Source organism: Arthrobacter senegalensis (assembly GCF_059091765.1).
This window is the reverse complement of sequence record NZ_JBNHGZ010000001.1, coordinates 326,330-350,076: the sequence shown is the minus strand read 5'-3', so window position 1 is coordinate 350,076 and position 23,747 is coordinate 326,330. Positions and strand designations below refer to the sequence as shown.

Genomic DNA, 23,747 nt, shown 5'->3' with positions numbered 1-23,747 from the left:
CTATAATGGAACGTTCCGACGACGAAGGAGTACCCCGTGCCCAGAGAAAGTGGCCGAAAGGTAGTGGCCACCAATCGAAAGGCCCGGCACGACTACCACATCATGGACACCTACGAGGCCGGCATGGTCTTGATGGGGACCGAGGTGAAGTCACTGCGCGAGGGCCGTGCTTCGCTGATGGACGGCTTCGCCATCTTCTACAACGATGAGCTGTACCTGGAATCCGTCTACATCCCGGAATACCTCAACGGCAGCTGGACCAACCATGCCGCCCGGCGCCGGCGGAAGCTCTTGCTGCACCGGGCCGAGCTGGAAAAGATTTCCCGCCAGACCAGGGAGTCGGGCTACACGATTGTTCCGCTGCAGCTGTACTTCAACGACGGCCTGGCCAAGGTGGAGATCGGCGTGGGCCGCGGCAAAAAGGACTACGACAAGCGCCAGACGCTGCGCGAGAAGCAGGACAACCGCGAGGCCCTGCGCGCGATGCGGGAAAAGAACCGCGGGGCCTGAGCAGCTGCTTTACCGCTGCCGCCCCGCAGCAGTCAAGGGGCGGGGAGAGCCCTGCGTGGCATCAGGCCGCCGTCAGGGACCGGCGCACCAAATCCAGCCAGCCCGGGAGCCCGCCGCCGGCCAGCGCCTTCCGCTGGCGCTGCGCCCCGTTGCCCTCCAGCCGCAGCCGGCCGGCCTGCTCGCGGACCCAGCCGCCGTCCCCGTGCTGCTCCAGCGCCTCATCGATATGGCGCAGCAACAGTTCGAGGACATCGTGCGCGGGCCAGAGGGTGGCCGAATCCAGATGCACCAGTTTCTCCGACAATCCGAAGCGGGCCGCCTGCCAGAGCGCCACGTCCAGGTGTTCCGGATGGAAGTTGGTGACCGGGCGACCGGCGAGGACGGCGGCCTGCTCGGTGGCGACCAGCGCGCGGACCAGCCCTGCCAGCAGCACGCTGTCGGCCGCGGTGAGCTGGCTGTCGGCGGCCCGGACCTCGATGGTGGGGTAGTGGTCGGCCAGCCTGGCCAGCCAGGAGAGGTGCCCGGGGTCCGGGACCACCCCGGAGGCGTACAACTGCCGCACGCGGACGCCGTAGTCGTGCAGGTCGGCGAAGAACGGCGGGCAGCCCTGGACCTGCCAGCGGCGGTACATGATGGTGCGCCAGCTGGCGAAGCCGCTGTCCGCGTGCCGCCAGTACGGTGAGTTGGCTGCTACCGCCGTGAGCAGCGGGAGCCAGGGGCGCAGCCGGTTAAGGACCTGCAGCCGCACCTCCGGATCCGCCACTTCAACGTGGATGTGCATGCCCGTCACGTACTGGTCGGCGATCAGGGCCGGCGCACGCTCGGCGATGCTGCGGTACCTGGGGTTGTCGGTCACGGATGCCGGGCGCAGGTCGGCGTCGAAAATCACGCCGATGCCGGCCGCGGCCGCGCCCGTTGCGGCGGCGCTGAGGGCCAGCTCGTGACGGAAGTCCAGCAGGGCGTCCGCAGCTTCGGAGAGCTGGCGGCACACCGGGGTTGAGGTTTCCACCTGGCAGTCGAGCAACTCGTAGCTCACCCATTCCGGGGTGGTTCCCAGGCGCAGGGCGGCCCGCACCGCCGGGCCGGTCGTCACCGGCAAGCCAGTGCGCGGGTCCATCAACAGGAATTCTTCTTCGATGCCGAACGTTGCCGGGGTGGACGCCGGCGGCGGCGTGCCTGGAAGCCGGCCCACAACCATGGTTTGAGCGTAAGTCCCGCGACCGCACGCTGGCTATGCCGGGGCGGCGGGAATAGCCCGGCGCAAACATGGGTTACACTGGATGGTCCGGGACAGGTAACTGCCCGGCAGCAATGGTTATTTTGATAACTACATACGGGGATGACAGGTTTCGACGATGTTAGTCGCGCCAGGGGAAGCGGGCCGAGGATGCAGAGTTATCTCGGAAACGCTCTCTGCAAACCAATAAGTGCCGAATCTAAGCGCACTGACTTCGCACTCGCTGCCTAAGTAGCGGTGCAAGTCCGTCAGCCCGGGGATGCTCTCGCCCCGGATGCTGGCGTCATTAAGAGAGCCACTGCTGAATACCTTCGCCGTTGGGGTATTCGGGACATTTAGACGGCTGGGCCCGGGTCAACCACCTGTTTGCGGGATGGTTGGGGCCAAGAAAACCCGAAGCAAACTGCGCCCGGAGAAGTCCTGGCAACACAACATCGGACGGGGGTTCAATTCCCCCCATCTCCACTATGTGATGAGTCGGGACATCCTTTACGGATGAGTCGGGTCATCGCTTACACCCCGGTCTTCGGACCGGGGTGTTTTCTTTTGTCTGGGTTGGTAGTTCCCGTCCGGATCTTCGGCATGGCTCATGCTGGCACCCGGAGCAGGTATACGGTGTCCCGACTCATTGGGAAACGATCACTGGAACTATGACGGCGCGGCACGCAGCTTTGGTCACGCCTGGTCGCCCGGACGGCTTTAGGATCGTGATGAATTCGAGGCCTTCGAGCGGCAGGAACAAGACGAGGATTATGAATGAGCAGAGCGAGCCGGTCGACTTTCGCGCATCGGCCGAACTGATCCTTTCAGGCGACGCCGACGGTCTCTTCAACGCCGCAAATGACCTGCAGCAGATACCCGCGTCTGAAGCGGTCGAAGTCCTGTATCGACTAGCGATTGAGCACGGCGTTAAGGAAGCACACCTCAACTACGGGACCTTTCTCGAAGGGCAGCATCGGACCGTGCAAGCCTTGGAGCAATACGAGACGGCACATAGGGCAGGAGACCCGCAGGCGGCGTTAGCCCTGGGGCAGGCCTACCTGAACCTTGGAAAACCGGCCGAGGCGATCAGATGGCTAAGCGACGCCGGTGAGAACCCTAGGGTCCCACTCCGGCTGGCCAGAGCATACCGAGCCGTAGGGGACGAGGGCTCCGCAGTTGAAATTCTGCGCAAAGGCAGCGAACTCAGCGCCGAGGCGGCCATAGAACTGGTCACCACGACGGATCAGTTGGACCTCGACACATCGATTCAGCTCCTCGAAAGACACCTCGACACCGGTGAGGTTGAGGTCCTGATCCCTCTAGCGGATCTCTATTCCAAGGCAAGCAGAAGCGACAAAGAAATCGAACTTCTGCGGCGCAGCGTCTCTGAAGGCGAACCGAACGCACTGCATAACCTGGGCTTGGCGCTCTGGGAATCGGGGCAAGCTAAGGAGGGTAGGGCGCTTCTCAAGCAGGCCGCGGGCCAAGGCGACCAACTATCAGCCCAAACCCTACGCAACATTCGCCGAGCCCACCGCCAAGTCAGGCCGAAAAGAGCTCCGCGGAGGAGATAAGGGGCGCAACCTTCGAGGAAGACACCAAACTGACAAGTTGATGTTCAAAAAGGCCTTGCTTGCGAGGGGTTCGCCCGCAGCCCGCCTGTTGTCATCGAGGGCAGCCACGCGTACGGTCGAAACAGGCGGCCAACTGGTTTTGCCCATTGTGAAGCCCTCTTTCGAGCCACCGGGAGCCTGGTTTCATTCTCTGAAAGGTGGCTCTCATGGAGTCGCACATCAAAACCCACACCCATGCCCTTTCCATCGCGAGCCTTGATTCGGCCGTGTACTTGGGGCAAGGCACGCACCCGCATCTTGAAGGCCTTGAGGTACCCGGCCTGCCCACCGGCAAGTCGCCCGCGCAGAGGAGCATGCTGGCCGCCGTCCTGTGCAGATCCGGCGAAGTGGAAGCAGCCGAATGGGCTTTGGACCAGGCAAAGGCGGCCAGCGACGAGCAGATCATCGCTGCCCTCTCCTCAGGCTTGTCCGAAGAGGAGGTGGGGGAAGCGGCGGGTGTTTGCGAGTACGCGATCGCCGAGATCGTCGCCGCTCAGGCCCCGCCAAAAGCAAGCTGAGGCGAAGCCAGCCTGAGTGCAGCCTACGTGAGCTCAGCATGCAATGAGCCTGTCCGGCGGAGGAATTCCCGCCCCGCCTGCCGCACGCCGGTGGCTGGGACATCCTTCCACGTCTGGGCTGGCAGGCGCTATCGAAGGCGTGCGGTGGAGAGCGAGTATCTGTTCGCCGTGTTGTACCCGGTCTTGGACCCGGTGACCCGCGCCCTGATCGTGTCGAAGCGGTCCGTGGCGGTCAACCGGTAGGTCTTGCCGGTGGCGCCGCGGATGGCCGTGCCGGAGCGGTACCACTGGAACTTCAGGGTGGTGCCCGCCGTCCAGGTTCCCGGATACGCGGTCAGCGTGTAGCCCGGCCGCAGCGTGCCCTTGATGACCGGTGCGGACGTGCGCAGGGTGCCCTTGGCAATCGCAGACGTCTTGGCCGAGTACCGGTTCAGGCTGTTGTAGCCGCTCTTGGATCCGGTCACCCGAACGGAGATCTGCTTGCCGGCGTCGGAGCCGGTGAGCACGTAGGTGCGGCCCGTCGCCCGTGAGATCGCCGTGGTGCCGCGGTACCACTGGTACTTCAGCGTGGTGCCCGAGGTCCAGGTCCCGGCGCTGGCGGTCAGCGTGTGGCCGACCTTCTTCGTGCCGGTGACCGTGGGAACCGCCCCGGTGAGGGTGCCGTAGGCGATGGGCCCGCTGGAACCGGATGTCATGGCAGCGGTTGTGTAGCCCGGGGCGGCGCCGGTGACGCGGACGCTCAGGTGTTTCCCGGCGTCGGCCGCGGTCAGGAGGTGACGGCTTCCGGTGGCCCCGCTGATGGCCGTCCCGGACCGGTACCACTGGTACGTAAAGGTTGTGCCCGCGGTCCAGCTGCCCGGGACCGCGGTCAGTGCGTGGCCGACCTTGCGGGTTCCGCTGATCGCCGGCGTGGACCCGGCCAAAACGCCTTCGGCGATAGGGGGCGTCGTGGCGGAGGCAGTGCTGACGGCCGCGTCGTCGTCCATGGTCGCGTGGACCTTCAGGGTGAAAGTATGCCCGGCGTCGGCGCCTGTCAGGGTGTATGTGCGACCGGTGGCTCCGGGGACAGGGCTTCCGCTGCGGTACCACTGGTAGGCGACGCTGACCGGTTCCGGTCTCCAGTCTCCCTCAGTGCCGTACAGGACGTTACCGACGCGCAGGACTCCTGAGATTTTCGGGGGGCCGAAGGGGAGGTGGCCGAAGTCGAGGGACGAGGTGGCGTCGACAAGCCCGGCACCGCACCCTTCGGCACACGTACCGGGAAGCGGGCGGGACTTTCTTTTGAGCTGGTCTTCGACCTGCGCCGGCGTCCAATTCGGACGTGCAGCAAGGATGAGGGCGGCCAGGCCGGCGACGTGCGGTGCGGCCATCGACGTGCCCTGGAGGTAGGAGTAGCCCTCGGCGCCCGGGGTGGTCGCGCCCAGGTTGTATGTGGAGACGATGCCGTTGCCCGCGCCGGTGCTCCCGTCGCCGCCGGGGGCGGTGACGTCGACCATGGCTCCGAAGTTCGAATACGGGGCGCGGTTTCCTTCGCGCCCGCTGGCCGCCACCGTGATGACGTTCCCGCAGTTCGCCGGAGTGGACAGGGAAGTGTCCCGGTTCTCGTTGCCGGCCGCCACCACGACGGCGGAGCCGGCGTTTACGGCGATGTTCACCGCTGTCTGGAAGGTGGCGGAGCACACCCCGGAGCCGCCGAGCGACAGGTTGATGACACGGGCCCGGTTGGCATTGGGCGTGACGTTTGGGACTTCGCCTCCTGCCGACCAGATCACGGCGTCGGCGATGTCGGACAGGTACCCGCCGCACGCTCCGAGTGCGCGGACGGGAAGGATCTTTGCGCCGGGGGCGACGCCGGCCACGCCCTGACCGTTGCCGGTGACGGCGGCGATGGTGCCGGCAACGTGCGTGCCGTGCCAGGAGGAGTCGTTGTACCCGCAATCACTGGCGTCGTACCAGTCGCCTTCATCCCGGGGGTCCGGGTCTCGGCCGTCGCCATCGCGGGCATCGGCCGGGTCGGCGATCATGTCGTAGCCGGGCAGCACGTTGGCGTTAAGGTCGCTGTGATCGGTAATGCCCGTGTCGACGACGGCGACGGTGATGCCGTCGCCGCGGCTGACCTCCCAGGCTGCCGGCACGCGCATCCCGGCCGTCTCCTCGAAAAGGTCCCACTGCAGGCCGAAGTGCTCGTCGTTCGGCGTCGTCGACGGTTGCATCCGCTGATCGGGTTCTGCGAATTCGACGGCCGGATCCGCCTCAAGCAGGGCCACCAGGTCCTTGGCCTCGGAGTCGGCGAGGGGCTTGCCGGTGCTGATCACCCGGGCCCCGGTGGCGGTGCCGCGCAGTTCCTTCACGCTGACGCCCAGCTTCTTGGCGGTACGCCCGTAGGCTTTCCCCCTACCGGTGGGGCTGCCCCCTTGCGTGTCCTTGAACTTCACGATAAATCGGTCGGTCGGCACGTCCCGGGGGCTGAGGTACTTGCTCGGCGCGCGGGGTGGGTCGGACTCAGCGGTGGCCGAAGCCGGAAGGGCGGCGAGTGTTCCGCCGAGGACAGCGGCGGCGGTGAACGAGGCCAGTCCGGCGAGGAAGCGGCGGGGCAGGGGCGAAGGCATGGGGTGTCATCCTTACGGGCGGGGTCCCGGGAAGTTGGTGCAGGACGGACGGGATGCGACGTTGCGCCCACGCGGTTCAGTGTAACGATTATCCCCCGGTGGTACAGCCCCTGACAAAGCTCGAACCGGTCACCACCCGGCCGTGGCGGAGTGTGACGGACTCCCGCCGGCCTGTAAAGACCTCAAGCTGGTCTTTAGGCCAATCGGTGGCTATTCACCGCTTCCGCTTGCAAGCCCCTCGCTGCCGGATGTAACGGTTAAGTTGCAACATCCCCAACGATTGGAGCAACACATGTCATCGTTTGCTAAAACCAAGGCACGGCAGCTGGCCGCTGGAGTCTTCGTCGCAGGCGTGGTGACTGCCGGAGGCGCAGGAGCCGCTTCTGCTCACGAAACACAGGATTCGTTCGTGGCCATCACGGCCGAGGACGTAACCATCGTGCCGGCCCCGGTCGAGGAAGCTGAACCGGTCGTCGAGGACGGTCCCGCGGAGGAAACCCCTGCTGAGGAGCCGGCTGCCCCGGCACCGGTCGAGGACGAAGCCCCAACCCCGGACGAGGGTGAAGAGCCCGTCGAGCCCGTCCCCGGGGAAGAGCCGGTAGAGGAGGTTCCGGTCGAGGAACCGGCTCCGGTGGAGGAAGAGCCTGCACCGGCCCCCATTGAGGAGCCGGTCGTGGAAGAGCCGGCCCCGGCTCCGGTTGAGGAGCCGACCCACGCCTGGCAGGCCGTGAAGGCCGAAACGGACGCCGCGTGGAAATCGGCGAAGGCCGAGGCTGATGCCGCGTGGAAGTCCGCGAAGGCGGAGGGAAGCGCAGACTGGAAGGCCGTCAAGGCTGAAGGAAAGGCCGACTGGAAGACAGCCAAGGCCGAAGGAAAGGCCGTGTGGAAGACGGCCAAGGCCGCCGAGAAGGGCGTCGGCCAAGTCGAGTAATTCAGCCGGCTCCGCCATCGGGGGCGGCCTCCCTGCGGGGAGGCCGCCCCTCTGCGTGCAGGCGGGAGCCGGCCGAGTCCGGCGCAGGGACCGGCGGCGACTCGCCTTGCGATTCGGCTTTCTTCTAAGCCTCTAGCCCAGCAGCGCCCGTCGCCAGGGGTCAGTCTCCGGGAAGCGCCACGTCGACGATTCCGGTGAACCTGGTGCCGATGCCGTCATACTCGCTGCGGACCCATCCCGCGGGCAGCTCGGGCAGCTCCGCGGGATCATGGTGCCGGCAGTAAACATAGGTGAATTCGGGCCACCATTTCTTGGGCCGGGCAGACTCGGTAAAGCCGCAAATGAAGCACCGCAGCGGTGTCCAGACAGGCCTCTTGCCCGTGCGATTGGCACGCGACTGGGCCAGCCAGGCCGGTGGGTCCGCGTCCATCGCGGCGAGTTCCTCCTCGGAGATGCGGGAGGGGATTCCGTGGCGTTTCGCCATCTCCGGTGGGATATCGAGGAACTGGGCTGCTTCGCGTCTGGTAATCATCACCTACCACCATGGACCGGGAGTCCAGCTGCAGCAACTTCGTGCAGTGCGCCCGCGCCGGGCGCACTGCTCCGCGCCCGTTTACTTCATCAACCTTGCGCCGCGCCGGTCAACCGCCTGGGTCTGGCGGTGTCCGTCGTGTCGCGGGCCGGGTTGCCGGCATAGATGGCGTTCTCCGGCACGTCTTCTCCCTTCATGAGCAACGAGTCGGCCTCGAGTGAGACGCCGTCGCCCACCACGGCGCCGTAATTGACGAAGGACTCGACGCCAAAGGAACACCGGTTCCCCACCGCGATGTAGTCCGACTTGAATGTACCGTCTTCCATCGAGTGGCCTTGAAGGGCCGTGCCTTCGTTCAGGGCGCAGTCGTCGCCGATTGAGACAAGTGTTTTCTCGGGGATGTTGCAGCCGGCGTCGTAGAGACGCTTGCCCACCTTAACGCCGAGCATCCTCCAGACGAGTGATTTGAAGGGCGTGCCGTTGAAGGGTGGAGTGGCGAGCATCTTCCACAGACGTTCGTGGTGCCAGAAGTACGGGTCGTAGATCGAGCAGTACTGCGGCTTCAACCTGCGGAAGCCCATCACCAGGCGCTCGACGAGGACGGTCAGCAGGACAAGGTAAATGACGAAGCCCAACGTTCCTACGGCAACAGCCAACGCGCCGAATTCATCGTAGATTGTTACGGAGGCTGCGGCGATGAGCGTCCCGGAGAAAAACAGGAACCAGCGCACACCGAGGAAGATTCCCATGGACGCGACATTGTGGCGGTTCTTGGCCGGCAGCCGCCTGTTCTTCGCCTCTTCGATCTTCAGCTCATCGAACCGGCCGTCCCGCTGAACGGAGCGCGGAATCTCGAACGGAGGGGATCCCAGCAAGCCGGTATTTTTCCGGACCGGGCCGTCGATCGGGATCATGACCTTGGTTGCCAGCAAGACGTTCTCGCCAACCCGTGCCTCGAGCGGGAAGGTGAGGTCGTTTCCCAGAAAGTTGCGGCCCGCGATCCTGACACGGGACAGCCGGAACGAGGTGCTCGAGTAATCGGCGTTCATCATGTTCAGGCCGTCGGAGACCATGGTCCCGTATCCGATGGTATTCAGGTAGGGCGAATCGTGTGACACCTCGGGGCCGAAGTTCGACCCTGTCTGCTCCACCTTCTTGCCGAGGTTGTAGCCCAGTGCCTTCAGGTAATGCACGATGTACGAGCTGTCGCCGAAAACATCCTTGTACAGCTTGACGTTCGTCAGCCCGGCAACCATCCGCTGGAGCGTGAAATGCACGCCGTACAGCGGGTAGACCTTGTCCGGCTTGAGAGCGAGGTTCAGGAGCCGGGGGATGGTCAGGACCGCGATGAGGCCGCCGAAGAAGGAGGCCAGGAACAGGGTCAGGGTGATGAGCAGGGTGTCGAGGTAGAAGAACGGATTGTCCATTTTCAGGTGTTCGCTGTCGAGATAGGGCGGCAGCATCGCTGACAGGGCGATGAGTCCGACCGGCGCGACCAGGACCAGCCGGTTGAAAAGCTGCAGCAGGGTGAAAATGACCCTGCGGCGGGTGCTGCAGCGTACCGGCGGAACCCTGAGGTAGTTCGTTGCCGTAGGGACCGCGGGGGAGCCGTGCCAGCGCTGACCGTCCGGTACCGCCTGGCCCGTTTGCAGCGAAGACGCATGGCCCAGCTGAGCGCCGTCGCCCATGGCCGTGTCGATGTCCAGCGTCGTCTTTTGCGACACCAGGACATCGCGGCCCAGCGTCACCGTGCCCGTTTCGATGACGCCGCTGCGGGCGCGGTAGGCGAGGAAGAATGAATTTTTGTGAATGACCGTGCCGTCGCCGATGCTGACCAGGTCGGTGCACACCGGCACCATGCGCGAGAAAATGGCAACGCCCTTGCCGATTTTTGCCCCAAGCGCCCGGAGGTAGAGAACGTAAAGGGGCGAGCCGACGAACAGAACGAGGGGATTGCTCCGATTGAGCGTCTTGACGACCCAGAACCGGATGTAGGCCCAGCTCCACAGGGGGATGTCCTGACGCTTCCAGCGGCCGACCAGAACCCATTTCAGGACAATAGGGGTGACGGACAGTATCAGGAACATCGCGGCGCCGAATCCGACGGATCGCAGCCACATGTCGATCAAGCCGGTTCCATCGGAAACCCATACGAACGACATGACGAGCAAAGAGGCAGCGTAGGTGGTGTAGCCCAGGAAGAACATCAACTGCGCGACGCCGCACAAGATGTGCCGGAGCGCGCTGGGCGCAGGCCGCAGGGCCGGCTCCGTCTGGCCCGCAGGGGTTCCCGACGGCTCGGCCGCGGCCTGGGCAGCCGAGAGGACGACGGCGAGCCGGCGGACAGTGGGATGCTGGTAGATGTCCTGCATGGCCACCGGCGGCAGCGCAGCCCGGCGCCGGACGGCGGCCGAAAAACCGGCCATGAGCAGCGAATTGGCGCCGAGATCGTTGAAAAAGTGTGCCGTGGCGGAGACTTTCTCCACGCCCAGGACCCCCGCGAGGCAACCGGCCAGTATCTCCTCCGCCTCCGTTGCCGGTGCGCTGTACTCGTGAGTGCCGCCGGTGAGCCGGGGTTTGCCGGGCTGCGGCAGCTTCTTCCGGTCGGCCTTGCCGCTGGGCATGACGGGGATTTCGGTGCAGCGTTCGAGGTAGGCCGGGACCATGTAGCCGGGCAGGGTCTCGCTCAGTTTTTCGGCGATGTCGGCCTCGTCGACCGCCGCGGTGTCCTGGCGCAGTGTGTAGTAGGCGACCAGCTCCACGAGTCCGGGGGATGGCTCGTAGGTGCTCACTACCGCCTGGGCGATGCCGGGCACCTGCAGCAGGACGGACTCGATTTCAGTAAGTTCGATGCGGTAACCACGGACTTTGACCTGCGTATCGATCCGGCCGTGGTACTCGATGGTTCCACTCTCGGTGAACCGCCCCAGGTCGCCCGAGCGGTAGATCCGGCCCGAGGGATTGTTATCGATGCCAAGGAAGTCGTGGATAAAGGCCCGCTCGGTCAGATCGTCACGGTTGATGTATCCGCGGGCCAGCCCGATCCCGGCGATTCCGATTTCGCCCAGTTCCCCCGGTGGCAGCGCTCGCGGTTCATCCGGATCGAGGACCACCACCGAGTACGTGGGCAGGGGAGTGCCCAGGGTCACCGGTTTGTCCGGATGGACCGCGTCCCAGGTCGCAGTGACGGTTGCTTCCGTTGGGCCGTAGACGTTCAGGAACCTGCGGCCCGGCCGGTGCCATCGCGTAATGAGGTCACGCGGGCAGGCCTCGCCGGAGACCAGTAGGAACCGCAGGTCGGGCAGGTCCTCGTCGAGGGTGGCCAGCAGCGTTGGAACGCAGCACATGGCGCTCACCCGCTGGTCCCGCAGGAACTGGCCCAGTTCCATGCCAAGCAGGCTGACGCCGCCGGGCTTGGGCACCAGGGTTGCACCGGCCATCCACGGGACCCAGATCTCCTCCACCGAAAAGTCGAAGGCGATCGTCATCCCTTGGTAGACGCGGTCCGTCGGCTGATAGCCGTAGACTTCGGCTGCCACGAGCACGAAGTTGCAGATGCTGGGATGGTCGATGGCCACACCCTTGGGGCGGCCCGTCGAGCCGGAGGTGTAGATGATGTAAGCCAGGTCGCCCGGCGGCCCCGCCTGTTCTCCCCGGGGCAGGCGCGAGGAATCCTGCGCGGCCACCAGCGGGTCCTCCTCGTCGAGGCAGAGGATGGTCGCACCCGTTTGGGGCATCCGGTCCCGAAGGTGGGACAGCGACAGGACAAGCCTCACGCCGGCATCCTCGACAATGTAGGCCAGACGGTCGGAGGGGTATCCGGCGTCCAGCGGGACATATGCGGCACCGGCCTTCAAGACCGCCAGAATGGCCGTGTAGGACCGGGTTGGCTGGTCAAAGAGCAGCGCGATCCGGTCGCCCGCCCGCGTGCCGCGCGAGATCAGGTACCGCGCCAGCTGGTTCGCCCGGGCGTCGAGCTGATCGTAGGTCAGCGACGACCCAACGCCGTCGACGGCGAGCCGTTCCCCCTCGCCGTCGAGCCGCAGTTCGTCGCAACGGTCCTCGAAGAGCCGTTCCAGCCTGTCCCCATCGTGCCAACGTACCCTTCCGTTGCTGGGGGCGCCGGTGAGGATGGTGCTGGCAGCCTCGGCGCGGCTGGAAGATTTCGGCCGGTGGCCTGTCTCGGTCAGGCGGCGCCGGGCGCTGCGCCCTGCCGGAGCGCTCATGCCGCTCCCCGCTGTCCCCGTTGCCGGACCGCCTGTACCAGGAAGCCGCAGGCGGCGTGCGTCTCCTGGGCGGGCGTGGGGAAGTGCACATGTGCCGCCATGGCAGTCCTCCTAGCCTCGGGAGTCGACGACGTGCCGGGCAGTGCGTCGAGCCATGTGCGACGGTCTAGCCATGTGCGACGACGGGCCCCTAGACGACATTGGACGACGTCCGGTGTTACGGCGGCGTTACCGGCCTGACTGCCGCCGACGAGGGCCGCATTGACAACGTTGAACACGGTGGGAAGCTGTAATCGGGGAGAAGCGGGGCAGTTGCTTGGGGGCTACTTGATGCCCTTGGGGGAGGGCACGGAAATGAATGCAACAGAACGTCCGTGGGAGGTCCAACTCCTGGGGGGATGGCAGATTCGCCAGGGAACACTTCCCGTCAGGGTCACCATCCGGCAGCAGCGCCTGATTGCCGCCCTGGCCCTTCACGGCAGCGAGCCACGCGCGTTCCTGGCCGGCCTGCTGTGGCCGGACAGTTCGGAGAGGCAGGCGGCGGGTAGCCTGCGGGAGGCGATCTGGATGATTTCCCACCAGCTGCCGGGACTGCTGGAGGAGAGCAGGGATCCGCTGGCACTCGCTCCGGACGTCACAGTGGACGTTCACGAAGTCCGCCGGCGGCTGGCCGCCCTCGACGGGGACCGCGGGGTCAGCCAGCGGCCGGCCCTGCTCGACCTGCTGCGCACGGCCGAACTGCTGCCCGGGTGGTATGAGGATTGGGTCATGGCCGAGCAGGAGCGGTGGAGGCAGCTGAGGCTGAAGGCCCTGGAACGCCTCGCCGGCCAGTATCTGGAGCGCGGTGAGATCGACCGGGCTACGGACGCAGCGGGAATCGCCGTCGCCATTGAGCCGCTGCGCGAAAGCGCGCAGCGGCTGTTGCTCCAGGCGCAGATCGCCGAGGGCAATTATGCCCAGGCGCTGCGGGCGTTCGAGGCCTTCAGTTCCCGGCTGCGGAAGGATTATGGGGTGGAGCCTTCGGCCAAGATCATGAACCTCATGGCACCCCTGCTCGCGCCGCCGGCTGCGGCGGACGGCAGATCGGGGCCGGGCAGCCGGCCGCCCGCCTGAAGGACCAGTGCGCCGCGGGCTATGGCTCCGCGGTCAGGGACGAGGCGTACAAATCCATCAGCGCCGGCAGCCCGCCGGATTCCATGGCCCTGCGCTGCCGGTCGGCGCCGGTGCCCGTGGCGAAGAGCCGCTCGATGCTGGCATCCACCCACGCCGAGTCGCCCTCTTCCTCGAGTGCGGGCCGGATGTAGCGCAGCAGCATGCCCACCACATCCCGTGCCGGCAGCAGCACGCCGGACTCAGGATCCACCAGCCGGTCGGACAGGCCCTGCCGTCCGGCCTGCCAGACGGCGGCGTCCAGAAGCTCCGGCTCGGGCTGCAGGAAGGACCGGGAGGAAGCCTCATCGGTCAGCACCGTGGAGATCAGTCCCCGGACAACCGCCGCGATCAGCACGGAGTCCTGGGCCTCGAGCTGCACGTCGGCGGCACGGACTTCAAGGGTGGGGTAGCGGTCGGACAGCCGTGCCAGCCACGTAATGACACCCCGGTCGATGACCACGCCTGAGTCGACCAGGCGCTGGATCCGGCGCTCGTAGTCCGCCGCGTCGCGGAAGACCGGCGCGCAGCCCTGGATGGGCCAGCGGCGGTAGTGGACGATCCGCCAGCTGCCGAAGCCGCTGTCCCGGTCCAGCCAGTACGGTGAGTTGGCGCCCAGCGCCACCACCGCCGGCAGCCACGGCCTGATCCGGTTCAAGGCCTGCACCCCGGCCTCCTTGTCGGGGACGGACACATGCACGTGCTGGCCGTTGACGAACTGGTCGGCCACGATGCCCTTCGCGCTGGCCTTGAGCTGGTGGTAGCGCTCCTTGTCCGTGACCTCGGGGTAGTCGTCCTGGATCCGCGGGGCCGTGCCGGTGGCCGCCGCGCGCACGCCGGTCTTCCGGGCGGCGGTATCGAGCTCGCGGCGGAAGTTGAGCAGCGACTCCTCGGCCTCGGTGAGCGTGGAGCAGACCGCGGTGGCAGTTTCAATCTGGCAAGTGAGCAACTCCCGCTGGATCTCATCCCTGGCTACTTGTACCGAGCCTTCAAGGTTTTCGGCGACCCTGTCCGCCACCGGGGCGGGTAAGCCGGTGGCCGGATCCAGCAGCAGGTATTCTTCCTCAATTCCCAGAGTTGCCATGGGGCACCTTTCTTCTGCCGACGCTCAGACAAGCCGAGCCTAACCGATCTGCGGGCGGTCATGCTCGCGGCCGGGACCGTCCGAACCCTGCCGGACAGCCGTCTAGTGAGGGGCACGGATTGCTCAGGACAGTGGCACGGTCAGGCCAGTTGCCGCGAGCCCGAGCGCCGCGGCGGCGGTGCCCAGCAGCAGATTCGCCGCGAGATTGACGACGGCGGCGCCCGCCCGCCGCTCTGCCCACAGCTTAACCGTGGCGACGGTGAAGGAACTGAAGGTGGTCAGTCCGCCGGCCAGGCCGCTGGCCAGCGCCAGTCGCCAGGGCTCGGCCAGGCGCCACGTTTCCGCCAGGCCCGGCTCCTGGCCCACCACGCCGCCGGCGACGACCCCGAGGATGAACGACCCGGTGACATTGACCAGCAGGGTGGCCCACGGCCAGTGCTGCTCCGGCCGCCGGCGGGCTGCCTGCCGGCGGGCGAGCCAGGTGTCGGCGGCGAAGCGCAGCAGGGCTCCGGCGGCGCCGAACAGCCCGACGAGCAGCGCCGTCACGCGGCGGCCGCCCGGGTGATCCGGCGGCCCAGCGTGCGGCCGGCGTGCAGCCCGGCGACGGCGGCGGCCAGGCCCGCGGCCAGGGACAGGCCCAGATACAGCAGCCAGTCGGCGTGGCGGCCCTGCGCCGCCAACTGGTCGACGGCCAGCGCAACGGCGGAGAACGTCGTGAACGAGGCGAGCAGCCCCGGGCCCAGCGCGGCGCGGAGCCAGAACGCGGTGCCGGGACGTTCGGTCCAGAGCGCCGTGAGGACGCCCAGCAGCAGGCTGCCGGCCACGTTGATGGCCAGCGTGGTCCACGGGATGGAGCCGTCTTCGGGGAAGGCGACGCCCAGCAGGTAGCGCGCCTCGGCGCCCGCGAAGCCGCCGACGGCGACGGCGGCCCAGGCGCCCGGGCCCGGCAGCGCAGACGGCGCCGCCGCGATGCGAAGCCGCCCGCGCGGCGTCGTGCTCACGAAGCGAGCCGGCAGCCGGGGTGCGGATCGCCGTGCACCCACAGGGCGGCGGCGGCCTGGTCGCCCAGGTCCAGCTCCCGGCCCGCCCCGTCCGGGCCGAACCGGACCACCAGCGCACCGCCGAAGGGGCGCCGGCCGACCACTTCCACCCGGTCGTCGAGTCCGATCCGCTCGGCGCTGAAGAAGCGCAGGAGGTCGGCATCGGCGTCGCTGATCCGGGTGATCCGGCCGGTGTGTCCGCCGTCGAGTTCTTCCAGCTGCACCGCGCTGGGGACGTGGACGGTGCCGTCCGCCGCCGGGATGGGGTCGCCGTGCGGATCGCGCTGCGGGTGGCCCAGCTTGGCCGCCATCCGGTCGATGAACATGTCGGAGACGGTGTGTTCGAGCAGCTCGGCTTCGTCGTGGACTTCGTCCCAGGCATAGCCGAGTTCCTGCACCAGGAAGGTCTCCAGGACCCGGTGCCGGCGGACCATGGTCAGGGCCAGCCGGCGGCCGGCGTCGGTCAGTTCGATGGCGCTGTACGGCCGGTGGTCCACCAGCTGCAGTTCCACCAGCTTGCGTACCATCTCTGAGACCGAGGAATTGGCCACTCCGAGCCGGCCGGCCAGCTGCGAGGAGGTGATGGGCTTGTCCTGCCACTCGGTGAAGGCGTAGATGACCTTGACGTAGTCCTGCACGCTGGATGAGCCGCTGCTCAGCGCGGTTTTCCTGGCCGGGGGCATGCGTCTCACTCTCTCGTCGAACGTGTCAGGACGGCAGGTTGGCGGCGGCGGAGCCGGGCTGCGCAGGGGAGCCCCGCCCCGTGCGGCGCCGGGCCAACTGCCAGATTACCCCGGTCCGCGGCGCGCCCAGGTAGACCACGAGGAAGACCAGGGCCTGGGCCAGGACCACCGCCGCGCCGGTGGCGACGTCCAGGTAGTAGCTGGCGTAGATGCCGGCGACCGAGGCGGCGGCGGTGACGGAGGCAGCGATCGCCAGCATGGCATCGAACCTGCGGGTCAGCAGGAACGCGGTCGCCCCCGGCGTGATGAGCATGGCCACCACCAGCACGATGCCGACCGCCTGCAGCCCGACGACGACGGTGATCGCCAGCAGCCCGAGCAGCAGCACCGACAGCCAGCGGGTGCTGAGCCCGATGGCGTGGGCGTGGATGCGGTCGAAGGCGAACAGCGTCAGGTCGCGGCGCTTGAACAGCAGCACGCACAGCGCCACGGCGCCGAGGATGAGCACCTGCAGCAGTTCGCCGTCGCTGACGCCCAGCACGTTGCCGAAGAGGATGTGCTGCAGGTCGGTCTGGCTGGGCGTCTTGGAGATGATGGCCAGCCCGGCCGCGAAGAACGCCGTGAACACCACGCCGATCACGGTGTCGCCCTTCAGGCGGGTGGAGGATCGCACGCCGCCGATCAGCGCCACCGCCGCGGCGCCGAAGATGAAGGCGCCCAGCGAGAACGGCACCCCGACGATGTATGCCAGGGCGACGCCGGGGAGCACCGCGTGGGAGACCGCGTCGCCCATCAGCGACCAACCCATCAGGATCAGCCAGCAGGACAGCACTGCCGACACGACGGAGGCGGCCAGCGTTACCACCAGGGCGCGGGTAAGGAACCCGTACTGCAGGGGTTCCAGCAACCAGTTAAACAGCTCCACTGCGTGTTCCTTCCCCAGGACCGGCCAGCGCGGAGCCGAAGGCCAGGGCCAGGTTTTCGTTGGTGAGCACGTCTGCGGGCCGGCCGTGCGCGAGTATTTTCTGGTGCAGCAGGATGGCCTCGTCGCACAGCTGCGGGATGCCGGCCAGGTCGTGGGTGGAGATCAGGATCGTCCTGCCCTCGTCGCGCAGTTCCTTCAGCAGGGCGATCAGGACCGCCTCGGAGGCCTTGTCCACCCCGGCGAAGGGCTCATCGAGCAGCAGCAGGCCGGCGTGCTGGGCTATGCCGCGGGCCACGAAGGCGCGCTTGCGCTGGCCGCCGGAGAGTTCGCCGATCTGCCGGTGCTGCAGGTGGCTTAGGCCGGTGCGTTCCAGGGCTGCGTCGACCGCCTCGCGGTCCCGGCGGCGGGGGCGGCGCATGGGTCCGAGCCGGCCGTAGCGGCCCATCATCACGACGTCGCGCACGGAGACCGGAAAAGTCCAGTCGACGTCTTCGGACTGCGGCACGTAACTGGCCAGGTTCAGCTTCCGCGACTGCCGGGGCGACAGCCCAAACAGTTCCACCGTGCCCGACGCCGGGTGGACGAGTCCCATCAGCGACTTGAACAGGGTGGACTTCCCGGAGCCGTTGACCCCGATCAGGCCGCAGATGGTTCCCGGTGCCACCGTGGCGGAGACGCGGTCCAGGGCGACGACGTCGTTGTAGGCCACGGTGAGGCCGAGCACGGAGATGGCGGCGGCGCCGGGCGGGAGGTCGGGGGTGCTCACGGGGCCAGTCCTTCCTTGATCAGGGAGATGTCGTGCCGGATCAGCTCCAGGTGGGTGGGCACCGGGCCGTCCGGTCCCGAGAGGGAGTCCACGTACAGCGGCGTGATGAGGCGGGCGCCGGTGGCGGCGGCGACCTGCTGCATCGATTCCGGGTTGACGGTCGATTCGCAGAACACCGCCGGGATCCGGTGCTCGGAGACCTGGCCGATCACGTCCCTGATTTGCCGGGGTGTGCCCTCGGCATCGGAGTTCACCGGCCAGAGATAGGCCTCACGCAACCCGGCGTCGCGGGCCAGGTAGGAGAAGGCGCCTTCACAGCTGACCAAAGCCGGAACGGCCGACGGATCGGCGAAGGCCGACTCCAGGCCGGCCATCAGCACGTCCAGCTCCCGTTGGTATTCCGCGCCGTTGCGGCGAAAGTCGGCGGCGTGTGCGGGCAGCAGGCGGCTGAAGGCGTCCACGATGTTGTCCACATAGACCTTCGCCGCCTTCGGGGACATCCACGCGTGCGGGTTCGGCTTCCCGGCATAATTCCCGGCGGTGATGCCCACCGGCTCCACGCCGTCGCTGAGGACCACGTGCGGGGCCGGGACTGCATTCAGGAAGCGTGCGAACCAGCGTTCGAGGCCCAGCCCGTTGTCCAGGATGAGGTCCGCGTCCTGCGCCCGCACCAGGTCCGACGGCGTGGGCTGGTAGCCGTGGATCTCCGCGCCGACCTTGGTGATGGACGCGACCTCCACGTGGCCGCCGCCGATTGTGTCGGCCATGTCGGCCAGCACGGTGAACGTGGTCAGCACCAGCGGCCGCTCCGACGCGGCGGCGGACTGCGGCGGCGCCGCACAGCCGGTCGCCGCCAGCACGATGGCAACGGCCAGCAGGAACCCCCTCGCCCAAAGTTTCGGCATGCCTAAATTTTGCAGGACGGCCAGCCTAAAAACAACCGCGGGAGAAAAATGTCCGGGGACCGGGGTCAGATCTTCCTGGCCCGCCAGCTATGGGTCAGGTAGGGCAGGTCGATCATTGCCCCGGGGGAGTGGCCCAGATGGTCGTGCAGGTACCAGTCGAGGTTGCCCAGGACTTTCGCCCGGGTGGCCTCCGTCGCGCGCAGGTAGTAGCTGCGGGTTTTGACCAGCTCCATCACGTCGCCGGTGCTGAGCCGGTCCCGCCACCGGGTCTCGTGCCCTTCCGGCGGGTCGAACTCCGGGCCGACTCGGGGGCGGAAACCGGGCTTGAGCACGTCGCCGGCATGCATGATGCGCGAGAGGCGGTGCACCCACGGCACGCCGGTATCCAACTGGTTCCACACCAGGCCCAGGGTCCCGCCGGGCTTGAGGATGCGGGCGGCCTCGGTGCTCGCCCGCAACGGATCGGTCCAGTGCCAGGCCTGGGCCACGGTGACCACGTCCATGCCGGCGTCGGGGAGGCCGGTGTCCTCGGCGGTGCCCACCACGGTGGCCACGCCCGGAAGGTTCCGCTGCAGCTGCGCGAGCATGTCGGCCGAGGGATCCACCGCAACCACCCGCAGTCCGCGTGCGGCCAGGGCGGCGGTGTACTTTCCGGTGCCGGCTCCCACGTCGGCGGCATCCCGTGCGCCGGCCGGCAGCAGCCAGTCGACGGCGTCGTCGGGGTAGCCGGGACGGATGCGGTCGTAGTGTTCGCCGCCCTGCTGGAAGGTGTCGGCGTAGGCGCGCCGCCGCTCATCGTCCATCCGGGGGCCGCTGTGTGCCACGTGGTGCTCCTGGTGCGGCGGCGTGCTACCGGCCCTCGCCGGCGGCCTCGATGCTGCCGGCCGCTTCGTCGTCGTACGCTGCCGCGGCTGACCCGGCGGGGCGCTGTCCGCGCAGTTCGGGGTTCAGGCGGTGCAGGGCCTCGACGTGGAGCAGGCCGTTGGTGGCCAGCGCGTTGCCGCCGAACGGGCCGTCTTCGCCCTCCAGCGAGCTGAACCGCCCGCCGGCTTCGGTCACGATCGGCACCAGGGCGGCCATGTCGTAGAGGTTCAGTTCCGGTTCGCAGGCGATGTCCACGGCGCCCTCGGCCACCAGGCAGTAGGACCAGAAATCGCCGAAGGCCCGCGTGCGCCAGACGGATTCGGTCAGGCCAAGGAAGTCGTCCAGGTTCCCGCGTTCCTTCCAGCCGCCCAGGCTGGAGTAGGACAGCGACGCGTTCTCCAGCCGGTCCACGGCGGAGACCTGGAGCCGGGTCGCGGTGGCCAGCGAACGTCCCGTGTAGGCGCCGGTTCCCTTGGCGGCCCACCAGCGCTTGCCCAATGCCGGCGCGCTGACCAGCCCGACTACCGGCTGCCCCTCGTCCACCAACGCGATCAGGGTGGCCCAGACCGGCACGCCCCGGACAAAGTTCTTGGTGCCGTCAATCGGGTCGATGATCCAGCGGCGGGCGCCGTGGCCGCTGCTGCCGAATTCTTCGCCGAGCACGGCGTCGCGCGGGCGGGAGCGGGAGAGCTGCCCGCGGATTGCCTCTTCGGCGGCGCGGTCGGCGTCCGTGACCGGCGTCAGGTCCGGCTTGGTCTCCACCTTCAGGTCGAGGGCCTTGAAGCGGGCCATGGTCTGCGCGTCGACGGAGTCGGCCATCACATGGGCCAGGCGCAGGTCGTCGTTGTAGCTTTGCGAAGCGTGGGTCATAGGTTTCAACCTATCGGTAAGTGAAGTGCGGACGCGGGAGGCGGAGCTGCAGCCCGGCCGGCGGCCCTTAGACGGTGCCGAGTTCTTTGGCCTCGGGGCGCTCTTCGGCGCCCAGCAGGCGGCGCAGCGACGCAAGCCTCGCCGCCCCGGCGTCGCCGGCCCCGCCGTCAGCGACGTAGGGGTCCAGCCCGCAGCCCACGGCGGCGGCGTCGTGCTTGCAGCCGCGCGGACAGTCGGCGGTGCCGGGCTCCAGGTCGGGGAAGGCGGACAAGATCCGGTCGGGGTCCACATAGGCCAGACCGAAGGAACGGATACCCGGGGTGTCGATGATCCAGGTGCCGGCGGGCGAGTCCTGGACCTTCAGCGCCAGCGCCGACGACGACGTGTGCCGGCCGCGCCCGGTGACGGCGTTGACCCCGCCGGTGGCGCGCTGGGCCCCGGTGAGCGCATTGACCATGGTGGACTTGCCGACGCCCGAGTGGCCGAGAGTGACGGTGACCTTGCCGTCGAGATAACCGCGCAGCGCGGCCACGGCCTCGGTATCGAGCCGCGCGGACAGGCCCTCGTCGGAGCGGGTGTCCACACCGAGGGCGTCGGCAGCGGCGGTGCGGCTGACGATCACCGGCAGCTCCAGGTGCTCGTAATTGGACAGCAGCTCGGCGGGGTCCTTCAGGTCGGCCTTGGTGACGCACAGCAGCGGGCGGATCCCGGCGTCGTACGCGGCCACGAGCGCCCGGTCGATGAACCCGGTGCGGGGTTCGGGGTTCGCCGCCGCCACCACGATGACCAGCTGGTCGGCATTGGCCACCACCGCGCGTTCAACCGGATCGGTGTCGTCGGCGCTGCGGCGCAGCAGGGTGCGCCGTTCCTCCACCCGGACCAGCCGGGCGAGGCTGTCGGGTTCGCCGGAAACATCGCCGACCAGTGCCACGAAGTCTCCCGTGACCACGGGGGTGCGGCGCAACTCGCGGGCCCGGGCCGCGACGACGGTGCGCTCGCGGGGAGTGTCTTCATCGACGACGGCGGTGTAGCGGCCGCGGTCGACGGTGACGATCCGCCCGAGCTCCGCATCCTCGTGGGCCGGGCGGTCCTTGGTGCGCGGACGGGAACCGCGCTTGTTCGGGCGGATGCGCACATCCGATTCGTCCCAGCTGCCGGTGCTGCGCGACACCGTCAGCCCTCGCTGGCCGAGGCCGCCGGGGCAACGGTGAACATGTCCTGCCACAGCTGCGGGAACTCGGGCATCGTCTTCGCCGTGGTGCCGATGTCCTCGACCTCCACGCCGCGCACGGCCAACCCGAGGATGGCGCCGGCGGTCGCCATGCGGTGGTCTTCGTAGGAATGGAACAGGCCGCCGTGCAGCGGCTTGGGCCGGATGAGCAAACCGTCTTCCGTTTCCTCGGCGTCGCCGCCCAGCCGGTTGATTTCCGCCACCAGGGCCGCCAAGCGGTCCGTCTCATGGCCGCGCAGGTGGGCAATGCCGCTCAGGCGGGACTCGCCGTCGGCCAACGCGCACAGCGCCGCCGCGGTCGGCGCCAGCTCGCTGGTGTCGGCGAGGTCGGCGCCGGTGATCGAGGCGCCGCCGGTGACGGTCAGGGTGCCGTCCTCCAGCGTGACCGTGGCGCCCAGCCGCGGCAGGATGTCCCGCCAGGCGTCGCCCACCTGGGTGGTGGCAGTGGGCCAGTTGGGGATCCTGACCCGGCCGCGGGTGGCCAGGGCGGCGGCCAGGAACGGGCCGGCGTTGGAAAGATCCTGCTCGATCCGGGTATCGAAGGCACGGATCGGGCCCGGGGAGACCACCCAGTGGTTGGGGGTGGAGTCGTCGACGCGCACGCCCAGGTCCCGCAGCAGCCGCACCGTCATGGAAATGTGGTCCAGGCTCGGCACGCGGTCGCCGGTGTGCTCGAGGTGCAGTCCGTCGCGGAAACGGGGACCGACCAGCAGGAGGGCGGAAACGAACTGCGAGGAGGCGCTGGCATCGATCGCCAGGTGGCCTCCGGCCACTTCACCCGCGCCGGTGACGCGGAACGGCAGGCTGCCGAGCCCGCGGTCGTCCACGTCCACGTCCACGCCCAGCCGGCGCAGTGCGTCGATGGTGGGGGACATGGGCCGGCGCCGCGCCGCCGGGTCGCCGTCGAACTCCACGGCGCCGCTGCACAGCGCCGCCAGGGGCGGCACGAACCGCATGACCGTGCCTGCCAGTCCGCAGTCGATGCGGGCAGCGCCCAGCGGGCGCGCCGGGTCGATCGGTTCCACCAACAGGTCCGGGCCGAACCGGCCGTCGCCCTCCGTCTCCGTGATGCCGGCCCCCAGGGACCGCAGCGCCTCCACCATCAGAACGGTGTCCCGCGAGTGCAGCGGGGAGCGCAGCCGGGAGGGGCCGTCGGCCAGCGCGGCGAGCACCAGGTAACGGTTGGTGAGGGACTTGGAGGCGGGGACTTCTACTGTTGCATCGATCGGCCGCTCCGCGAAGGGGGCGGGCCAGTGGTTGGCAGCGTGGGGCATTGCGTTCAGGATGCCACCACGTCCGCCGTGGCTTCGCGCACCGCGCGCTCGGCCTTCTTCAGCTGCTTCCGGGCGTCATGGCCGATAGAACCGGCATTGCGGCGGGCGTCTTTGCCGATGGAGCGGACGTTGCGCCGGGCGTCAGCGGCAAGGTGCTCGGCCCGCCACACCAGGCCGGGCCGGCCATTGGTATCCACAGCGGCGAGCAGGACCGCACCGATCAAGGACAGATTCTTCAAGAGTTGGTTGCGGCGGGTGCGCCTGGCTTCCGGCGTTGCGGAATCGGCGGCGCGGTAATCCACCACGGTATTGAGGGCTGTGGTGCCGGCCAGTACGGCAGCCGCGAGCCGCGAGAACTTGCCCATGCCCAAGAGCACACCTGCTCCCACCTGGGCCGCGCCGATAGCGCGGGCCATCAGCTTCTCCTGCCCGGCCAGGGCGCCAGCCGCGGGAAGGACGGATTCTGTCTGCTGGACCAGCGGCCGCAGGGACACCGCGGTTTCGTCGGTGTGGCGCAGACGGTCTATTCCGGTAGCTACAAAGCTTGTGGCCAGCAGCGGGCGGGCGGCAAGGCGGACGATTGACATGGAAGCCTCCTGGCTGTCAGCGTGCGTCGAAGGATCTGCGCCTTTCCCGGAGCCAGGCCCCGGGAAGGTGGCACTGGACACTAGTCTGGCACTTTTGTTGGCACCGCACACCTTGCGGGGCCGTTTACCGCGGCCGGCGGGGAATAGTTGCGGCTCGTCGGCGGTTAGCCATGAGAGGAAGGCCGGTGCGTTGTCTCCGGCCGGCAAGGTG

General features: G+C 68.1%; 21 protein-coding genes and 1 other RNA gene. 6 read left to right on the top strand and 16 right to left on the bottom strand.

Annotated features, from left to right (window positions below; genetic code table 11):
• The first annotated feature begins 36 nt into the window (after positions 1 to 36).
• The gene (smpB, locus tag AC5RVG_RS01605) at positions 37 to 510 is read left to right on the top strand and encodes an SsrA-binding protein SmpB (RefSeq protein WP_494012470.1); all 474 of its coding nucleotides are present in this window, start codon (positions 37 to 39) and stop codon (positions 508 to 510) included.
• 61 nt (positions 511 to 571) lie between these two features.
• Here smpB and AC5RVG_RS01600 read toward each other — a convergent pair whose 3' ends face one another.
• Entirely contained in the window at positions 572 to 1,708 is a 1,137-nt protein-coding gene (locus AC5RVG_RS01600) for a carboxylate-amine ligase (RefSeq protein ID WP_494012469.1), read from the bottom strand.
• A 137-nt stretch (positions 1,709 to 1,845) separates the two neighbouring features.
• On the opposite strand from AC5RVG_RS01600, the gene ssrA reads away from it, so the two are divergent.
• The 3 genes from ssrA (at position 1,846) to AC5RVG_RS01585 (ending at position 3,860) form a co-directional block, all read left to right on the top strand.
• Positions 1,846 to 2,215, top strand: a transfer-messenger RNA (tmRNA) gene (ssrA, locus tag AC5RVG_RS01595).
• A 284-nt stretch (positions 2,216 to 2,499) separates the two neighbouring features.
• Positions 2,500 to 3,303: a tetratricopeptide repeat protein gene (locus AC5RVG_RS01590; RefSeq protein ID WP_494012468.1), complete on the top strand. Its 804-nt coding sequence runs from the start codon at positions 2,500 to 2,502 to the stop codon at positions 3,301 to 3,303.
• 206 nt (positions 3,304 to 3,509) lie between these two features.
• A complete protein-coding gene (locus tag AC5RVG_RS01585) occupies positions 3,510 to 3,860 on the top strand; it encodes a hypothetical protein (protein ID WP_494012467.1) in 351 nt (116 codons plus the stop codon).
• Between the two features lie 128 nt (positions 3,861 to 3,988).
• On the opposite strand, the gene AC5RVG_RS01580 is transcribed toward AC5RVG_RS01585, so the two are convergent.
• Positions 3,989 to 6,469, bottom strand: coding sequence for a S8 family serine peptidase (locus AC5RVG_RS01580; protein ID WP_494012466.1), 2,481 nt, complete (start codon positions 6,467 to 6,469; stop codon positions 3,989 to 3,991).
• Between the two features lie 292 nt (positions 6,470 to 6,761).
• On the opposite strand from AC5RVG_RS01580, the gene AC5RVG_RS01575 reads away from it, so the two are divergent.
• Positions 6,762 to 7,400: a hypothetical protein gene (locus AC5RVG_RS01575; RefSeq protein ID WP_494012465.1), complete on the top strand. Its 639-nt coding sequence runs from the start codon at positions 6,762 to 6,764 to the stop codon at positions 7,398 to 7,400.
• Positions 7,401 to 7,560: 160 nt separating this feature from the next.
• Here AC5RVG_RS01575 and AC5RVG_RS01570 read toward each other — a convergent pair whose 3' ends face one another.
• Together AC5RVG_RS01570 and AC5RVG_RS01565 are read right to left on the bottom strand one after the other, a co-directional pair.
• The gene (locus AC5RVG_RS01570) at positions 7,561 to 7,932 is read right to left on the bottom strand and encodes a hypothetical protein (RefSeq protein WP_494012464.1); all 372 of its coding nucleotides are present in this window, start codon (positions 7,930 to 7,932) and stop codon (positions 7,561 to 7,563) included.
• An 89-nt stretch (positions 7,933 to 8,021) separates the two neighbouring features.
• Entirely contained in the window at positions 8,022 to 12,158 is a 4,137-nt protein-coding gene (locus AC5RVG_RS01565; RefSeq protein WP_494012463.1) for a Pls/PosA family non-ribosomal peptide synthetase, read from the bottom strand.
• Between the two features lie 354 nt (positions 12,159 to 12,512).
• On the opposite strand from AC5RVG_RS01565, the gene AC5RVG_RS01560 reads away from it, so the two are divergent.
• The gene (locus AC5RVG_RS01560; RefSeq protein ID WP_494012462.1) at positions 12,513 to 13,271 is read left to right on the top strand and encodes an AfsR/SARP family transcriptional regulator; all 759 of its coding nucleotides are present in this window, start codon (positions 12,513 to 12,515) and stop codon (positions 13,269 to 13,271) included.
• Positions 13,272 to 13,290: 19 nt separating this feature from the next.
• Here the strand turns inward: AC5RVG_RS01560 and AC5RVG_RS01555 are convergent, their stop codons facing one another.
• The 12 genes from AC5RVG_RS01555 to AC5RVG_RS01500 all read right to left on the bottom strand — a co-directional run bounded on the left by AC5RVG_RS01555 (position 13,291) and on the right by AC5RVG_RS01500 (position 23,536).
• Positions 13,291 to 14,391, bottom strand: a complete 1,101-nt coding sequence (locus tag AC5RVG_RS01555; protein ID WP_494000171.1) for a carboxylate-amine ligase — start codon at positions 14,389 to 14,391, stop codon at positions 13,291 to 13,293.
• A gap of 123 nt (positions 14,392 to 14,514) precedes the next feature.
• Entirely contained in the window at positions 14,515 to 14,937 is a 423-nt protein-coding gene (locus AC5RVG_RS01550) for a fluoride efflux transporter FluC (protein WP_494012461.1), read from the bottom strand.
• Positions 14,934 to 15,392 (bottom strand): fluoride efflux transporter FluC, encoded by a 459-nt coding sequence (locus AC5RVG_RS01545; RefSeq protein ID WP_494000169.1) that lies wholly within the window; start codon positions 15,390 to 15,392, stop codon positions 14,934 to 14,936. Before AC5RVG_RS01545 ends, AC5RVG_RS01550 begins: the two co-directional genes overlap by 4 nt.
• Positions 15,389 to 16,114 (bottom strand): metal-dependent transcriptional regulator, encoded by a 726-nt coding sequence (locus tag AC5RVG_RS01540; protein WP_494000168.1) that lies wholly within the window; start codon positions 16,112 to 16,114, stop codon positions 15,389 to 15,391. The genes AC5RVG_RS01545 and AC5RVG_RS01540 overlap by 4 nt, the downstream gene beginning before the upstream one ends.
• Positions 16,115 to 16,139: 25 nt before the next feature.
• Complete coding sequence (locus tag AC5RVG_RS01535; protein ID WP_494000167.1) at positions 16,140 to 17,039, bottom strand: metal ABC transporter permease; 900 nt, start codon at positions 17,037 to 17,039, stop codon at positions 16,140 to 16,142.
• Entirely contained in the window at positions 17,026 to 17,805 is a 780-nt protein-coding gene (locus AC5RVG_RS01530; protein WP_494000166.1) for a metal ABC transporter ATP-binding protein, read from the bottom strand. The genes AC5RVG_RS01535 and AC5RVG_RS01530 overlap by 14 nt, the downstream gene beginning before the upstream one ends.
• Complete coding sequence (locus AC5RVG_RS01525) at positions 17,802 to 18,710, bottom strand: metal ABC transporter substrate-binding protein (RefSeq protein ID WP_494012460.1); 909 nt, start codon at positions 18,708 to 18,710, stop codon at positions 17,802 to 17,804. Before AC5RVG_RS01525 ends, AC5RVG_RS01530 begins: the two co-directional genes overlap by 4 nt.
• A gap of 65 nt (positions 18,711 to 18,775) precedes the next feature.
• Positions 18,776 to 19,534 (bottom strand): class I SAM-dependent methyltransferase, encoded by a 759-nt coding sequence (locus AC5RVG_RS01520; RefSeq protein ID WP_494012459.1) that lies wholly within the window; start codon positions 19,532 to 19,534, stop codon positions 18,776 to 18,778.
• Between the two features lie 25 nt (positions 19,535 to 19,559).
• Complete coding sequence (hisN, locus tag AC5RVG_RS01515; RefSeq protein ID WP_494000163.1) at positions 19,560 to 20,444, bottom strand: histidinol-phosphatase; 885 nt, start codon at positions 20,442 to 20,444, stop codon at positions 19,560 to 19,562.
• A gap of 67 nt (positions 20,445 to 20,511) precedes the next feature.
• The gene (gene rsgA, locus AC5RVG_RS01510; RefSeq protein ID WP_494012458.1) at positions 20,512 to 21,615 is read right to left on the bottom strand and encodes a ribosome small subunit-dependent GTPase A; all 1,104 of its coding nucleotides are present in this window, start codon (positions 21,613 to 21,615) and stop codon (positions 20,512 to 20,514) included.
• Between the two features lie 2 nt (positions 21,616 to 21,617).
• Complete coding sequence (gene aroA / locus AC5RVG_RS01505) at positions 21,618 to 22,949, bottom strand: 3-phosphoshikimate 1-carboxyvinyltransferase (RefSeq protein WP_494012457.1); 1,332 nt, start codon at positions 22,947 to 22,949, stop codon at positions 21,618 to 21,620.
• Positions 22,950 to 22,954: 5 nt separating this feature from the next.
• The gene (locus tag AC5RVG_RS01500) at positions 22,955 to 23,536 is read right to left on the bottom strand and encodes a DoxX family protein (RefSeq protein WP_494012456.1); all 582 of its coding nucleotides are present in this window, start codon (positions 23,534 to 23,536) and stop codon (positions 22,955 to 22,957) included.
• Between the last annotated feature and the right edge of the window lie 211 nt (positions 23,537 to 23,747).

Excerpts from the sequence above, each read along its gene's own strand:
- AC5RVG_RS01600 (WP_494012469.1), bottom strand. The coding sequence starts at position 1,708 with ATGGTTGTGGGCCGGCTTCCAGGCACGCCGCCGCCGGCGTCCACCCCG.
- AC5RVG_RS01590 (WP_494012468.1), top strand. The coding sequence starts at position 2,500 with ATGAATGAGCAGAGCGAGCCGGTCGACTTTCGCGCATCGGCCGAACTG.
- AC5RVG_RS01585 (WP_494012467.1), top strand. The coding sequence starts at position 3,510 with ATGGAGTCGCACATCAAAACCCACACCCATGCCCTTTCCATCGCGAGC.
- AC5RVG_RS01580 (WP_494012466.1), bottom strand. The coding sequence starts at position 6,469 with ATGCCTTCGCCCCTGCCCCGCCGCTTCCTCGCCGGACTGGCCTCGTTC.
- AC5RVG_RS01575 (WP_494012465.1), top strand. The coding sequence starts at position 6,762 with ATGTCATCGTTTGCTAAAACCAAGGCACGGCAGCTGGCCGCTGGAGTC.
- AC5RVG_RS01570 (WP_494012464.1), bottom strand. The coding sequence starts at position 7,932 with ATGATTACCAGACGCGAAGCAGCCCAGTTCCTCGATATCCCACCGGAG.
- AC5RVG_RS01565 (WP_494012463.1), bottom strand. The coding sequence starts at position 12,158 with ATGAGCGCTCCGGCAGGGCGCAGCGCCCGGCGCCGCCTGACCGAGACA.
- AC5RVG_RS01560 (WP_494012462.1), top strand. The coding sequence starts at position 12,513 with ATGAATGCAACAGAACGTCCGTGGGAGGTCCAACTCCTGGGGGGATGG.
- AC5RVG_RS01555 (WP_494000171.1), bottom strand. The coding sequence starts at position 14,391 with ATGGCAACTCTGGGAATTGAGGAAGAATACCTGCTGCTGGATCCGGCC.
- AC5RVG_RS01540 (WP_494000168.1), bottom strand. The coding sequence starts at position 16,114 with ATGCCCCCGGCCAGGAAAACCGCGCTGAGCAGCGGCTCATCCAGCGTG.
- AC5RVG_RS01525 (WP_494012460.1), bottom strand. The coding sequence starts at position 18,710 with ATGCCGAAACTTTGGGCGAGGGGGTTCCTGCTGGCCGTTGCCATCGTG.
- hisN (WP_494000163.1), bottom strand. The coding sequence starts at position 20,444 with ATGACCCACGCTTCGCAAAGCTACAACGACGACCTGCGCCTGGCCCAT.
- aroA (WP_494012457.1), bottom strand. The coding sequence starts at position 22,949 with ATGCCCCACGCTGCCAACCACTGGCCCGCCCCCTTCGCGGAGCGGCCG.
- AC5RVG_RS01500 (WP_494012456.1), bottom strand. The coding sequence starts at position 23,536 with ATGTCAATCGTCCGCCTTGCCGCCCGCCCGCTGCTGGCCACAAGCTTT.